Here is a 14,580-nt window from a genome sequence, read left to right as displayed (position 1 = left end):
TGGAATTATTGACAACTTAGATTCTTGTCCTAACCAACCTGAAACTTACAATGGATTCCAAGACAAAGACGGATGTCCTGACAGTCTTAATTCTTCATTAGATTCTGACATGGATGGAATTCCAGATGTCTATGACGATTGTCCATTACAACCTGAAACTTATAATAAATTCCAAGATCTAGACGGATGCCCAGATACTGCTGATTCAACTACATTCCAATATCAATTCCCAGATTCTGATGGTGATGGAATTGAAGATAGATGGGATTCATGTATTGATGAGCCTGAAAATTATAATGATTATTTAGACAAAGACGGTTGCCCAGATGTTCCTGGCGCTGAATCAACAACACCTGTTTATGCTGATTCTGACGGTGATGGATACCCAGATGTAATTGATTCTTGTCCAACTGAGCCTGAAACATGGAACAAGTATCTAGACTGGGATGGTTGCCCTGATATTGTTCCTGAACAACAGAGATTTGTTCATGATGACGATCTTGATGATATAATCAACGACGAAGATCTCTGCCCTAAAGATCCAGAGGATTATGATGGTGACAGAGATGAAGACGGTTGCCCAGATCCATAGAATCTTTTCTTCAATTTTTAATTTCTAAAAAGAATCTATTTAACGCGAGACTTAATAAATACTTGATAATAGCGGAGTCATAGAATGAAAAAACAGTATATTTTAGGATTTTTACTTTTACTAACTTCTACGATTGGGATGTTACCTGGTGGTGTTTATGCAAATGAACAAATTGATACTGATGGTGATGGAGTTCCAAACTCTGTTGATTTTTGTCCTCATCTTTTAGAAGATTATGATCCACAGTATGGAAACAATATTGACGGTTGCCCTGCTGATTTTGTTCCATGGTATGATGTTGATTATGATGGCATTCAAGATCATATAGATAGCTGCCCAACAGTAAAAGAAACTTACAACAAATTCCAAGATGAAGATGGCTGTCCTGATTTATCTCCTGATTTTGGAAAAGTGATAGCTGATTCTGATAATGATGGTTATCCAGATTATATGGATTCTTGTCCAAACCAACCTGAAACTTTTAATGGAATTGATGATAAAGACGGTTGCCCAGATGATGCTTCTAGTTTGAGAGATACTGATAGAGATGGTATTTCTGATTCATTAGATGAGTGTCCAATGAAATCTGAAACTTACAATTTTTACTTAGATCAAGACGGTTGCCCAGATGTTGTAGATGATGAGTTTTCAGTATATAATTTTCCAGATACTGACGGTGATGGAATAGATGATAGATGGGATCAATGCCTAAACCAACCAGAAAACTATAATGGTTATCTAGACTGGGATGGCTGCTCCGATGTACTTGGTGCATCATCTAATGGATTAATTGATTCTGATTATGATAGTATTCTTGACTCTGTAGATGCATGTCCGTTAGATCGTGAAAATTTCAATAACTTTCAAGATGAAGACGGATGTCCTGACGAAGTTGAATATTCCATTTCTGGTGATACAGATGGGGATGGAATTTTAAATCAATTTGATGTTTGTCCATATAACAAAGAAACTTACAATAAATTCCAAGACTCTGATGGTTGTCCTGACTTTGTTGGAGATAGTGCTTCTACCTATGATTCAGACGGTGATGGAATTGTTGACAATTTAGATCATTGTCCTAACCAACCTGAAACTTACAATGGAGTTCTGGATTCAGACGGTTGCCCAGATAACCTAAACTCTACTCTTGATTCTGATATGGATGGTATTCCAAATACTTTAGATGCTTGTCCACTAGAACCTGAAACGTACAATTTCTTCAAAGATGGTGATGGCTGCCCTGACACAACTACGTCTATTGTTTCATCCTATATTTTCCCAGATACTGATGGTGATGGAATTGAAGATAGATGGGATTCGTGTATTGATGAGCCTGAAAACTTTAATGATTATCTAGACAAAGACGGCTGCCCCGATATCCCAGGATTTTCAAAATCTGCATTATCTGATCTTGATTACGATGGAATACCTGACATATTTGATCAATGCCCAACAATTGGAGAAAGATATAATCAATTTCAAGATGAGGACGGTTGCCCTGATACTTTAGCTTATGATTCCTTTGGAGATTCTGATAGAGATGGAATACCTGATAACATTGATCAATGTCCTCAATCTAGAGAAACTTACAATCATTTCCAAGACTCAGACGGTTGCCCTGATTTAATTTCTGATAATAAACCAACAGCTGATTCAGATGGTGATGGAATTGTTGACAACATAGATTCTTGTCCTAACCAACCAGAAACCTTCAATGGATTCCAAGACAAAGACGGTTGCCCTGATAACCATCATTCCACTCTTGATTCTGATAGAGATGGAATTATTGATTTATCTGATGCATGTCCCCTAGAACCTGAAACATACAACCATTATCAAGATGAGGACGGTTGCCCTGATGCTACTGGTTCAAGTGTTTCATCGTTTGCCTTCCCAGATACTGATGGTGATGGAATAGATGATAGAAAAGACGCATGTATTGATGAGCAGGAGAACTTTAATGGATACTTGGACTGGGATGGATGTCCTGATGTTTTGGCTGCCCAATCAACAACTCCAACAAGAGTAGATTCAGACGGTGATGGATATCATGATGGAATTGATTCATGCCCAACTGACCCTGAAACATGGAACAAATACAATGATCATGATGGCTGTCCAGATATTGCTCCTGAACAACAGAGATTTGTCCATGATGATGATCTTGATGATATAATCAATGATGAAGACCTTTGTCCTCTAGATCCTGAGGATTATGATGGTGACAGAGATACAGATGGCTGCCCTGATTACTAAAATCAATACAAATATCTTAAAATGGTAAATATATTCATCAAATAAAGTAATTTCATGCTTCCTGAATTCTCCACTAAAGCATTTCTAGCTCCTATGGCGGGAGTCAGTGATCCCGCATTAAGATTACAATGCAAGCAAATGGGAGCTGGACTTGTTGTAACTGAATTTACTAACATTCATAGCATAATAGCAAAAGAAAAACAACTCAAAGAAAATATGCAAACAATTCAAAAGTTCATTGAATTTTCTGAAGAAGAACGTCCTCTATCTGTTCAACTATTTGGTTCTGATCTTGTAGCATTAGAAAAAGCTGCAAAGATTGTAGAACCATATTTTGATATTATTGATTACAATATGGGGTGTCCTGCACCACATATTACTCAACAAATGGCAGGAGGTGCCCTTTTGCAAGAAGTTAATCTAACTCAACAAATTTTTAGTACTCTTGTTAATGCTGTAAAAAAACCTGTAACTCTTAAGATTCGTTCTGGAGTTACTAGTGCAAGTCAATTTCTTTTTCGAGATATTGCTGAAATCGCCGAAGATGAAGGAATTCAAATGATTACTCTTCATCCTAGAACTGTTAGTCAGGGGTATTCTGGAAATGCAGATTGGAAAATGATCAAAGAACTTAAAGAAATTTCTGGAATTCCAATTGTTGGAAATGGGGATATCACTACTCCTGAAGATGCAAAGGAAATGTTAGATTACACTGGATGTGATTATGTGATGATTGGGCGAGGAGCCATGGGAAATCCATTTTTATTTGAACAAATTAATGACTATCTTAAAACAAACTCTTATCATGAATATTCTTTCAAAGATAGGTTGGATTCTTTTTTTGACTATCTACATCTAACTGCAAAATATAAAATCAAATTTGCAAATATTAAGAGTCAGGCAATGAGGTTTACTAAAGGCATGAAAAGAGGTTCTAAACTTCGCTCCAAAATTACCATTTCAAAAAATATTACTGAATTGGAAAAAATAATGATTGATGCATATTCTGTATCTTAGAAATTTATAAAATCATTCTATTTTACTTTACATTTGTTAATGTAATGATGAGAAATAATATGAATTTTTAAACAATTTGGACTAATCTTATATATTTCATAATGGCATTTTATGTATGAAAATTGGAGCTGAATCGTAATGGCAACAGCATATGTTCTCATAAACTGTGAGCTTGGTTCTGAAGAAGCAGTAATCTCAGAATTAAAATCCATTGAAGGAGTAGTTGAAGTACATGGTACATTTGGTGCATATGATATACTTGCCAAAGTTGAATCAGGTCAAGTTGAAGCATTGCGTGAAACCATAACTTGGAAAATTAGAAAAATTCCAAAAATACGTTCTACTCTGACCTTGATGGGTATTGAAGGCCAACAATAGGTCTCAACCTCTTTTGCTTTTATACTTAGATTGCAATACAATGTATCCCTTCAAAAAACATGTCCCCCAAAGGGATAACACACTGAGAGGAGTAGTTAACCTCTCAGTAGCAATTTTAAATAAAATTATTTGAATTTAATAAAAGAAAATAATTAGAGGGCTTCAGTACCGCTCTTTTTAGATGCTATGTTCAAAACACTTTCTACATTTGCTACAACGATGATTCCATCTCCACCTTTTCCTGTAAAAGCTGCATCAGCAATTGCGTTTGAAATTTTTTCTACATCTGAGTCATCAACAATTGTACTAACAGTTGCAACCGAGTTGTAGTCTTTAGTTATTGAACCTGTTCCTCTTCCAGATCTGACTTGTTGTCGAATTCCAGAACCTCTGCCTTTTCCTTCCAGAATGGTAAATCCCCCCACAAGGTCATTAATTGCCTCAGTGACAGCTCCCATTTTGGTTGCTTGAATAGTTGCCTCAATTCGTTTCATTTTCATTTGTTTTTTAGTATTGTTTAAAAACGATCATATGTTTTTATTCCTATTTTATGATACATTGAGGTAATTGGTTATTTCATTATGCACTGAGCTTTTTAGTATTAGAAAAAAGTAAGATTATGAAAAGTGATGAAAGAAGATCCCATAGACTAAATCATCTTTTAAAATACTATTTGACAAATCCTAGAGAAAATGATCTTTATCTTAGGGCAAAACAGATGGGTGTTTCTGATTCTACTGCCAAGGATTACATACGAACAGTAATTATTCAAGCCCAAAAAATCTATTCCCAATAAATTCTAAAAAATATTGAAATTATAAATTTCTATATATTCAGAAGGACTTGATCGAAATCTTAAACAAGGTATTCATAAATAATCAGTAGGAGAGAAATATTCATGAATGATTCTTTGCTTGATGATGTCAAGGCACTTTTAGATAAAGATTTTGGGGATGATAGAATTCTAAAACAAATTTGTAGAGCGTGTGAAAACAATGAAGTAATTAGTAATTATGAAAGAAATTATGTTGAAAAACTTGCCCAAAAACATCTGGGAAAAAGACCTGAAAAAATTCAAAACCCATCAATAGAAAAAAAATCAACAATTCCTGATGTTGTACTTCCTGAAACTCCTTCTATTCAAAAAATGCAAACATTTCAACAACCGCCAACAAAAACATCTCGTTCAAATTCAAAAAACTCCAAAGTAATTATGGGAATGGTTGGTATTGCTTTGGTAATAATCATTGCAGTTGCAGTAAGTTTTACTGGCACTTTAGATGTACCAACTAAAGTTGAAACCCCAAAAACTTCTGTACCAGTTACATTATCCATTCAATCTGATTTAGCATCATATAACAAAAAAGATTTAATTTCAATTAGTGGAACATCAAATACTTCTGGAACTGTAAACTTGTCGATTGAAAATTCAAAGAATGAATTAGTATGGGCAGAACAAGTGTCTATAAAAAATAACGGAAAATACTCTACGTTAGCTATTGCTGGTGGTGAAGGGTGGGAAAACTCTGGCACTTATACAATCAAAGTAGACAATGGCAAAGAAACAAAATCTATAACTTTTTCATTTAAAGTCTAATCTTTTCAAACTCCTTCCAATGAGAGTCAACTAAATCCCTTAGTTTTTCTACACTTACTTCATGCATATATTCCCGATAAACAATGAATTTGTTATTTTTGCTTAATTCTTCACTGTAGATGTCGGTTGTATTTTGTGGAATTACTCCTGATTTCCATTGACTCATTTCAAACATCCATACTGTTGAATCTGGATCTGAAAAATCAATATTATCACATCCTACAACATACAGATAGCATTTTGTAGACTGATTTAATTTCTCATGCAATTTTTCGTATGCTATCATTTGACCTTTAGCAATGTTGATTTTATCATTATGAAATCCCTTGAATTCCAAGATTACAAAACCTCCTTTGTGCTCAATTAGCCAGTCAATGTCTGTTCCGCCTGATGCAATCATGCCATGAACGATAAGATCTCCTAAAACCTCTCTTCCACGTGTAAACTCTGTCTCATCGAAAATCTGATATTTGGCCTTGGGACTTTTACGAATAATTCGTTGTGAAGTGTTTTCAGATTTAATTGAACTGTCCTTTTCATAAAATGTATCGATTAAATCACTAGTCTCATTGGCCATAAATTTGAAAGTTCTAAACTAAATGATAAGAGAGTTTGTAAAAATTAGTACAGTTTGTGATTTACCTGCAGAAAAATTCTCCTCCTGTACCCATGTACAAGACAAAATATTCTTCTGGATTCTTTCTGTCTTTTTTAGCATTTAGAGCATCTTGATACATATCAAAATGTTCAACTAGATACAACTGTTCACCTGAATCTGCAAAATAATCAATTGCCACTAAATTAAACCCAGTTTTAGGAGTTAACTTTACTTTTTCATTTTTGAATTTATCATCTGTCAATTTTTTGTTTTTTAAAATATGAAAAAATCATTGATCATAAACCATTAGATTTTTTTCTTCTAATAAGGCGTGTAAATTATGAACAGAGCGATATACATCTGATTCTTTTTTGGCACCAGTACAAACTAATTTTCCAGAAGCAAATAACAAAATCACTGTCTTTGGATCTAACATTCTGTGAATTAGTCCGGGGAATTGTTCTGGTTCATACATACTTCTTGGTAAAGTTCTTGCAGCTTTTTCTAAATGAATTTTTCCACCAAGATTAATTGCGGCAACAATATTTTGAACAGTGATCACTGCATCTTTTTTAATTTTAATTTTCCCTTTCCTTAATTTCTGAACAACTGTGTTTACAGCTTTAATTGCCATCTCTTCAGATTTCGCGCCAGTACAAACCATCTTTCCTGTTCTGAAAATTAACGTTGCAGTTCTGGGACTTTTTAATCTAAAAACCAATCCTGGAAATTGTTCGGGATGGTATTCTGTATCTGGAAATTTTTCTGTTATATCATTAAGATCAATTTTTTGGTCTACTGATGCTGAAGCAACAACGTTTTCAACACTAACAATTGGCTTTGTTTGAGGCATAACGAGGGACTTTAAATAGCGCCTTTATATATACTAGTCATATTTTTTAGGATCTTTACGAGTCCTAATGGTGTCCTATCCACTGATAGCGATATTCTTCATCAATTATATCTGAAACAATTTCTGAATTTTTGATTTTTGTTTTTGGTAAATTAACATCAAAAAATCCTAGTTGACCTTTCCATGGAATTGGAACTCTCAATTCTTTTGCATTTTTTAATTTAAATCCAAAAACTCTATCATGAAAATTTTTTGACGCTAAATGAAATTTTTGATCCATTTTTACTTCTTTTATTGAACTATATTTTTTAACATCATAAATCTCAGCTTTTCCAATAATTGCTCCAGTAACAAATTTCATATTCATTTTTAATCTCTTGCAATCCTCCGTCCTGATTTTAATTGGTGCATGAATAAAAAAATCCCCGCGAAAATTAGTGTTCCATTTTCGTAATTCTATAGTTTTTTTTCCTGAAATTATTAAATTAGCAAATGGTTGTGAAACTGAAAGACATTTCAAATTTTATTCAGTAGCTGCTTTGATGAATTGCCCCGGATTTTTACCTCTCCCTTCAGGCAAATTTGTAATTCCGCCAGTTAGACTTTGAGTGATAATTCCTTTACTAGCCAAAACTTGTGCAGTCATAAGTGAGGTATTTCCAGCCATACAAACTAACAAGGATTTCCCCTTTGTCCCATTTAGTTCGTTATTAAGCTCTTCTGGAATTTGTTGTGTTGATAATAAATCATTGATAGTTCTTGCTTTTGGTATGGAGATTTTTGTTTTATCAACTCCTAATGATCTTGCAATCATTTCAATACCTTCTTCTTTTGGAGTATACTGAGTATGAACCCAAATAATTCTATCATAATCATCTGCAATTGATGCTGCATCTTGTAAGGAAATTGTAATTGGAATTTGATTTTTTGATATTTGTTCAAAATTCTTTTTATATTTTTCAATACCATCAGCTACTATCACTACAAATTTACTGTGATTTCCTGAACCTGCCATCTCTATAACAGAAAACAATGCAAGTGCTGTACTTTCTCCAATATTGTGACCTTTGTCAACAAAGAACTTCAAAAGATATTTTGCCTTTTCATAATCTATTTCATGTTCTGCAGCAAATGTTTCAGGTTTGTAAAGTGTTAATCCTGAAGCCTTGGCTTTAGTTCTAATTCCTGCCACATCTTGACCTGGACTAGGAAACACAACATGTATTGATTTTTTATCATATTTTTCAGCAATATATTGACTCAAACCTCCAGAAGTTCCTCCAGTACCAAATGAACAAACAATTTGATAATCTTCTAAGGAATCTCCATTTTCTTGTAATTGTTGATCAATCTCTATACCTGTCACAATTCTATGAATTTCTGTATTCAATTCATTATCATATTGTTTTGGACAGAATAAACCATAAATTTTTGCTAATAGTCTTGCTAAATTTATGATGTCTTGTTTAGACAATAATTTTTCAATCTCTTGAATATTAATGTCAAAAATTTCAGGATTAAATCCAAGCTCTGATAACTGTGAACGAATATTCCCTGCAGTAGCTTTTGCAGCTAATTCATCAGCTTTATTTTCCATTCCTGGTGCTGGACAAATATCCATATCCAAATCCATTATTCGGATGTTTCCATCTCTTAATTCTTTAAACACACCTTCTTGTAATTTTCTAGATACTAGAGCAACAACATTTACTCCAATTTTAGATAATTGACCAAGTGCAATTCCAAAGTTTCCTGAAGTAGCTTCAATTACTGTTTGATTCCCTTTTAATTTTCCTGAAACAATTGCATTATGAATAATATGAGCAGCAGCTCTTACTTTAATTGAACCGCTAAGTAATGTAGAATCAAACTTTCCATAAACTTTCAAATCTTTTTCATCAAGATCTAATTTGTAAACACTTTTAGCGCATTCCTTCAGATCTGCTGTTAAATCAATTAATGGTGTTGGGTTTACCACTTTATTATCTTCTAGATGAGGTATTTTATTCCAAATTTGCTCTTCAAATTTTTGTAATAGATTATTATCAATATCCTGATTTGTGTCCATTTTTATCTCTTCAAATTTGCATCATTTCTAATCTCATATAAAATATCTCATAAGAAAAATAGTATGAAATGATTTTTTGATTTTATTTACACATCTAAAATACTAATAACCTTACTAGGAATATCTTTTAATCTACTTACGGCCATAGTTTTTTCATAACCTAAATGTTTTAGATTATTTGCAATTGTGGTTGCCCTTACGGTATTGGGACCAAGGCCTAAAGATACCATATTGATGCCTAATCCTTTGAATGATTTGGTCATTAGTCTTACTGCATCAGGATCAGAAGGCTCTCCATCTGTTAATGTCAAAAAAATATCTGGTCTTTTTGATTGTAAAATTGGAAACATTTTATCATACACCTCTGCTAATGGCGTAGATCCATTGGCTACAATTTGAGCCAATCTTTTTGCAGTAATACTATTCCACTTTACATTATCTGGTTTAACTGACCAACATACAACTGCTCTGTTTTCTGTACTAAATGCGTATACTGCAAACTTTACATTAAGATAAGACAAAACTTCACATAAAGCTAATGTTGCTTTTTTGTACTCTATTGCATCTGAAGCAATACTTGAAGAATGATCTAACAATATTACAATTTTAGTTTTAATAGATTTTTTTACATCTGTAAAGAATGGTTCATTCCCCTCAATGTAATTTTCCTCATCAAACTCATCTCCAGCTCTCAGATGTTGTTCTTTCCAACCTGTTTTCCATTCTTTAAATTTCATTTTTAATCCGTTAATCAAACTCATATCATAAATTACTGTTTCATCAACATTTTTTGTAGAAGGAGTTTGAACTCCAATTGCTTCTGGGTTCAGTCCTTTATTTTCTGTTTTTTTATTTTCATCTAGTAGTACTTTGTATTCATCTAATACGTTCTCCCCTTTCATAATAGATGCAGGATCTATTGAGCCAAAATCGCCTTCTTTGTTCTTTGAAACTATTTTTAGAACTTTAAGTAATTCTTCTTCAGATAATGCCATTCCTGCTTTCATAAAAGGCAAGGATACTGGAATCGTTAGAAGTGAATCGATATCTAGAATCTTAATTATCTCACTAACATTTCCTTCAAGCCATTCAGTGTCATGATTTTCATCAATTGCTTTATTGACTATTTTATTTGCGAATGCTGTTGCTTTTTTTATTTGCTCAAATTGGCTAGATTGAATTTCTCCTTTAATTGCTCCAAACATAAAGTATTGATAGAATGCTTCAACTATCCTTGCTTTTCCATAAACTGAATGTAGTTGTGGTCTAGCAACAAGCATGTAAGTATAATTAAAGATAATCTCGTAATCCATGCCTTTCCAAATTTCTCTACCTAGTCTTTCAACTCTTTGTGTTTCTAATGTATTGAGAATAAATCCAAATGCATGATCATTGCTAAGAATTTTTTTGCAGAATTTTACCCTCATTGCTTCGTACCATAATGAAGTTCTAAATTGACGATATTTTTGAAAATCATTTCCAATTCTTTTTTCTAAGGGCGTTATGATTATTTTATTTTCATTTAATCTTGTTCTCGTTTCAACTTTGTCTGAAATTTCTACAATCATTTTTTCTTTTTCAGCCCATCTTCTTACAAGAAATGTGGCAATCTCTACAATTGATTCTGTTTGTAATTGAATTGCTTGCATTTAATTTCCAAACATCGACGTAATGATGTCACTCACCTTTTGGTATTCTATACTTCCCCATTGTGTGTAAACATTCCCAAAAACAAATTTTGCTGCATCTTTTGCAGTCATTCCTTTATCCAACAATTTTGCAAATGCAATAGTTTCTCGTAAGCTAGGTGAGTAAAATAATTCTTCAACAGCAGCTGCCTGTCTTAATGTATTTGCTAATTTTATTGCTTGAATAATCTCTGATTCATGTTCTCCAGAAATATGTTTTTTTACAATTTCTAATTCAATATCTTCAGGAGGGTATTCTAATCTAATTCGTACTGGGAATCTACTTAGAATTTGAGGTGGTAATTCCTTTGTTCCACTATGAGTTAATGGATTAATTGTTGCAACTACAAACCAATTTTCTTTTGCTTTAATTAATTCACCCGTAGATTCTTTTAATACAATTTGACGTCTGTCATCTAATGCTTCATCGAGTCTAAGTAAAACATCGGCTTCTGCTGCATTTACCTCATCCAAATATAGTATGTTTCCCTCTCTCATTGATTTTATCAAAACTCCTTCGTCAAAGGTAACAGTTCCATCAGTAAGGGTTTTTGATCCTACTAGGTGACTCTCTCTTGTTCTTAGACTGAAATTGGTTGATTGTAAATTTACATTTTTACTCTTTGCAAAATCTCTGACTAGGGATGTTTTACCAGTGCCCTTTGGTCCAATAATTAGAACAAAAAGACCTGCTTCAAAAGCTTTGTTTAGTATATCTGAGGAATTATTCCAATCAAGATATTGAACTTCTTCCAAAGTATGTTTTGATTGATTTAAACAATATTTAATATTAGATCTATTTTCCAAATGCTTCTACTTTAACAAAAGCTTGATCTAGTCTTTGATGCAATGTTTTATTCCATTCATCAAATCCTGATGGATCTTTTGGATAATTATTGTAATGTTCGACTAACCATTGATTTTCTTTGGAAGTATATCTTAGTCCGTCTGCAACTGTTTTGTTCATTGCACCTCTAATTATCATTCCAATTTTTCCTAATCCTGAAAAGTCTGGATGCTCACCTTTACTAATTGACTCAGCATCAAGTTTGCCCAAAAAGTGTTTCATTCCATAACTGATTTGCTCATTAGACATTTGTTGAATTAATCGTCTAAAGAGTTCAAGACCTGCAGTCTTGTATCCGTATTCTTTGATGTAATCTAAATTGTATTGCCATAAACCAGCTTCAGAAACATCATTTGCTTCTAAAGCTTGAGCTACATTATTTCCTAAAATAGTTCCTGCAATTAATGCTGGTCCTATACCTCCTGCATCAATAGGTTTTGGCATCCATGCAGAATCTCCCACCATCATGTAACCCCCAGATACCATACAATCGTTTTGTCTTCTGACTGAAACTTGGAAAACTCCTGAATTATTGTTGATGTCTTGTGGGTCTTCTGATAACTTTGCATTTTTGATAGCTACATTTCTTGCAAGATATTCTTTCATTAGTGATTCAACATTGTCTTTCTTACCCAGTCTTTTATTTCGTTTATCTAACAGAGATTTTTCTACACCTAAACCAATGTTAACTTTAGTCTCTCCTTTTGGAAATACCCATCCATATCCTCCAGGTGCAATATCTTGATCTAAATGAATTATACAATAATCCGGATCAAATTCAGTTAGATCCTTTTTTCCCGGTTCAAAATGCATGATGTATCTTCCAGTTGATTCTAAATCTCGTCTATCTATTCTCTTTTCTACCTTCGTAGAGTTTTGAAGTCCATTTCTAAGCATGGATGTGACCCCTGTTGCATCAATTACAATTTTTGATGTTTTCTTGAATGGTTGTTTTGTTTTGTTATCTATGCCTTGAATTCCTACTGCTTGTTGCCCATCATAAACTAGACCAGTTAGATTAATTTCATATTCAAACTCAATACCCATTTTTTTACATCTTTCATTTTGTATTTCTGGTAATTTTTGACGATTCAACATAAATCCATCACCATCGAAAGGAATTGCAGTTTCTCTGTCTGGTGATAATGCCATAACTCCTTTTACGTTATGTTCGATTTCAGGTCTGGTCCATTCAACTTTGATTCTTTCGGACATAAAATCAACTGCTTCTTTTGAACATGCGTCTCCACAAACCCATCCAGCTAATGATTTTCTACCTGGCAAAAATTCTGTGTTTCTATCAACAACCAAAATTTTTGCGTTTTGATTTGAATAGTGAGAAATCGCCTGTGCTGTAATTGTACCTGCAAGACCTCCTCCTGCAACTATAACATCGTAATCTACCACGATAATTCGGGCCGTCTATCCGTATTTAAAATAATACCATGATGATCTATGTCGATCTCCTATACTTAGTTCATTATACGATTAAAATGGGGTCGGTTCGTCGCGGCCTCTTCATTGTTTTAACTCAGACTGGAGCGGCTGTTATTTCCTCATTCCCAAGCTAAATTGTTCAGTCATTCCTATTTAATCTAGTTGGCAATCTGAAAAATTTCTGTAAATGTTTTTACTGTATCTTTTTTGTTGTAAATGGGAGTATGAATTTTTATTTTTACTGTGTCTTTTTCTTTAATTATGATGCTACCATTGATTAATTCTTGTTTATCCAATCTAACATGAAATCTAGAATCCACTGTTCTTTCTTCAATCTGGTCAATTAATTCGGTAATTTGTTGATTTGAGAGCAATCCTAAAAGTTTCTTGATAAAGTTTTGAGCCTGTTTTTTTTCAATTTTTGCATTCAACATAATAATTGGATTTTCAAAATATCCTAAAGTTTCACGAACTGTAAAGTCTTCTTTTTTAATTTCAAACAAATCTTCGAATGATTGAAAAATTTTTGAGATGTCTTCTGTAGCATGAACAATCACATCAATTGTTACTTCGATCTTATCAATCATTATTGTAAAAGAATATGGTACTTAGGCTTCAAGTAACACTGTTTCTTTATCTGCTGTTCTGATGAGTTTTACTTTCTCAAGACCAACATGTCTCACTCTGATAACTTTCTTAAATGCTGCCATTACATCTGAATTAATTTTACTATAACATGTTGCCTGAACAAATTGATCAATTGTCATTTCTGGAATTGTCTTTCTGATAATGTCCTGAGCAATTAATCTAAGGGCATGTTGTCTAGATGTGTTAAGCTGTCTATGTGTTAGAGCAAGTAATTTGATTCTGAAGATGTAACCATCTTTTGTTTTGATATCTATACTAAAGTTAATTTTTGACGAACCACGTCTGACTAAACTACGCAAGAATTCTTTTGAATATTCATATCTCTTGAACATTGTTGTTGCTTTGTCGCCATCAACCTTGTTAATCTGAAAATATATTTTGTATTGATGCTGTGAAGGATCCCCTTTCAGAATATCATATAATGTAACTTCTAAAACCCTGCCAATTGCGTTATCATCATCAGTGATTGGTACATAAGCTATTGGTACGTTGTTAAATGAATCTGGTGCATATACTGTAACCCAGCGTTTTTCTCTCCACTTGTCCTTTACTCGACCTTTTCTACGTGCCAATTATTATCGACCTTTGAACCCAAAATATA

General features: G+C 33.3%; 17 protein-coding genes. 6 read left to right on the top strand and 11 right to left on the bottom strand.

Annotated elements, in window-relative coordinates; all coding sequences use genetic code 11:
- The 4 genes from C6990_RS10870 to C6990_RS10855 all read left to right on the top strand — a co-directional run.
- On the top strand, positions 1 to 592 hold a 592-nt coding region (locus C6990_RS10870; RefSeq protein WP_182131323.1), incomplete at its 5' end, for a thrombospondin type 3 repeat-containing protein.
- 84 nt (positions 593 to 676) lie between these two features.
- On the top strand, positions 677 to 2,848 hold the full coding sequence (locus C6990_RS10865; protein WP_182131321.1) for a thrombospondin type 3 repeat-containing protein: 2,172 nt from the start codon (positions 677 to 679) through the stop codon (positions 2,846 to 2,848).
- Between the two features lie 54 nt (positions 2,849 to 2,902).
- A complete protein-coding gene (gene dusB, locus C6990_RS10860; protein ID WP_182131319.1) occupies positions 2,903 to 3,865 on the top strand; it encodes a tRNA dihydrouridine synthase DusB in 963 nt (320 codons plus the stop codon).
- A 138-nt stretch (positions 3,866 to 4,003) separates the two neighbouring features.
- On the top strand, positions 4,004 to 4,243 hold the full coding sequence (locus C6990_RS10855) for an Lrp/AsnC family transcriptional regulator (protein WP_048071573.1): 240 nt from the start codon (positions 4,004 to 4,006) through the stop codon (positions 4,241 to 4,243).
- 152 nt (positions 4,244 to 4,395) lie between these two features.
- On the opposite strand, the gene C6990_RS10850 is transcribed toward C6990_RS10855, so the two are convergent.
- On the bottom strand, positions 4,396 to 4,737 hold the full coding sequence (locus C6990_RS10850; protein WP_182131317.1) for a P-II family nitrogen regulator: 342 nt from the start codon (positions 4,735 to 4,737) through the stop codon (positions 4,396 to 4,398).
- A gap of 125 nt (positions 4,738 to 4,862) precedes the next feature.
- Between C6990_RS10850 and C6990_RS10845 the strand changes: the two genes are divergently transcribed.
- The gene (locus tag C6990_RS10845) at positions 4,863 to 5,039 is read left to right on the top strand and encodes a hypothetical protein (protein WP_182131315.1); all 177 of its coding nucleotides are present in this window, start codon (positions 4,863 to 4,865) and stop codon (positions 5,037 to 5,039) included.
- Between the two features lie 102 nt (positions 5,040 to 5,141).
- Positions 5,142 to 5,840 carry a hypothetical protein gene (locus tag C6990_RS10840; RefSeq protein ID WP_182131313.1) on the top strand — a complete coding sequence of 233 codons (699 nt, stop codon included), beginning with the start codon at positions 5,142 to 5,144 and terminating at the stop codon, positions 5,838 to 5,840.
- On the opposite strand, the gene C6990_RS10835 is transcribed toward C6990_RS10840, so the two are convergent.
- The 10 genes from C6990_RS10835 to C6990_RS10790 form a co-directional block, all read right to left on the bottom strand.
- On the bottom strand, positions 5,830 to 6,417 hold the full coding sequence (locus tag C6990_RS10835; RefSeq protein ID WP_182131311.1) for a hypothetical protein: 588 nt from the start codon (positions 6,415 to 6,417) through the stop codon (positions 5,830 to 5,832). The genes C6990_RS10840 and C6990_RS10835 overlap by 11 nt on opposite strands.
- Before the next feature lie 61 nt (positions 6,418 to 6,478).
- Entirely contained in the window at positions 6,479 to 6,700 is a 222-nt protein-coding gene (locus tag C6990_RS10830) for a hypothetical protein (RefSeq protein WP_182131309.1), read from the bottom strand.
- A 27-nt stretch (positions 6,701 to 6,727) separates the two neighbouring features.
- A complete protein-coding gene (locus C6990_RS10825; RefSeq protein WP_182131307.1) occupies positions 6,728 to 7,291 on the bottom strand; it encodes a TATA-box-binding protein in 564 nt (187 codons plus the stop codon).
- Positions 7,292 to 7,355: 64 nt separating this feature from the next.
- Positions 7,356 to 7,811 carry an ASCH domain-containing protein gene (locus tag C6990_RS10820; protein ID WP_182131304.1) on the bottom strand — a complete coding sequence of 152 codons (456 nt, stop codon included), beginning with the start codon at positions 7,809 to 7,811 and terminating at the stop codon, positions 7,356 to 7,358.
- Positions 7,812 to 7,814: 3 nt separating this feature from the next.
- Positions 7,815 to 9,359, bottom strand: a complete 1,545-nt coding sequence (locus tag C6990_RS10815; protein ID WP_182131302.1) for a pyridoxal-phosphate dependent enzyme — start codon at positions 9,357 to 9,359, stop codon at positions 7,815 to 7,817.
- Between the two features lie 86 nt (positions 9,360 to 9,445).
- Positions 9,446 to 11,008, bottom strand: coding sequence for a vWA domain-containing protein (locus C6990_RS10810; RefSeq protein ID WP_182131300.1), 1,563 nt, complete (start codon positions 11,006 to 11,008; stop codon positions 9,446 to 9,448).
- Entirely contained in the window at positions 11,009 to 11,803 is a 795-nt protein-coding gene (locus C6990_RS10805) for an AAA family ATPase (protein WP_182131298.1), read from the bottom strand.
- A 40-nt stretch (positions 11,804 to 11,843) separates the two neighbouring features.
- Positions 11,844 to 13,301 (bottom strand): NAD(P)/FAD-dependent oxidoreductase, encoded by a 1,458-nt coding sequence (locus tag C6990_RS10800; protein ID WP_182131296.1) that lies wholly within the window; start codon positions 13,299 to 13,301, stop codon positions 11,844 to 11,846.
- Between the two features lie 188 nt (positions 13,302 to 13,489).
- On the bottom strand, positions 13,490 to 13,918 hold the full coding sequence (locus C6990_RS10795) for an RNA-binding domain-containing protein (RefSeq protein WP_182131294.1): 429 nt from the start codon (positions 13,916 to 13,918) through the stop codon (positions 13,490 to 13,492).
- Between the two features lie 21 nt (positions 13,919 to 13,939).
- Positions 13,940 to 14,551, bottom strand: coding sequence for a 30S ribosomal protein S3ae (locus tag C6990_RS10790; protein WP_182131293.1), 612 nt, complete (start codon positions 14,549 to 14,551; stop codon positions 13,940 to 13,942).
- Positions 14,552 to 14,580: the final 29 nt, after the last annotated feature.

It is taken from the genome of Nitrosopumilus sp. b3 (assembly GCF_014078525.1).
Classification (GTDB): domain Archaea; phylum Thermoproteota; class Nitrososphaeria; order Nitrososphaerales; family Nitrosopumilaceae; genus Nitrosopumilus.
This window is presented reverse-complemented; position numbering and strand designations above follow the sequence as displayed.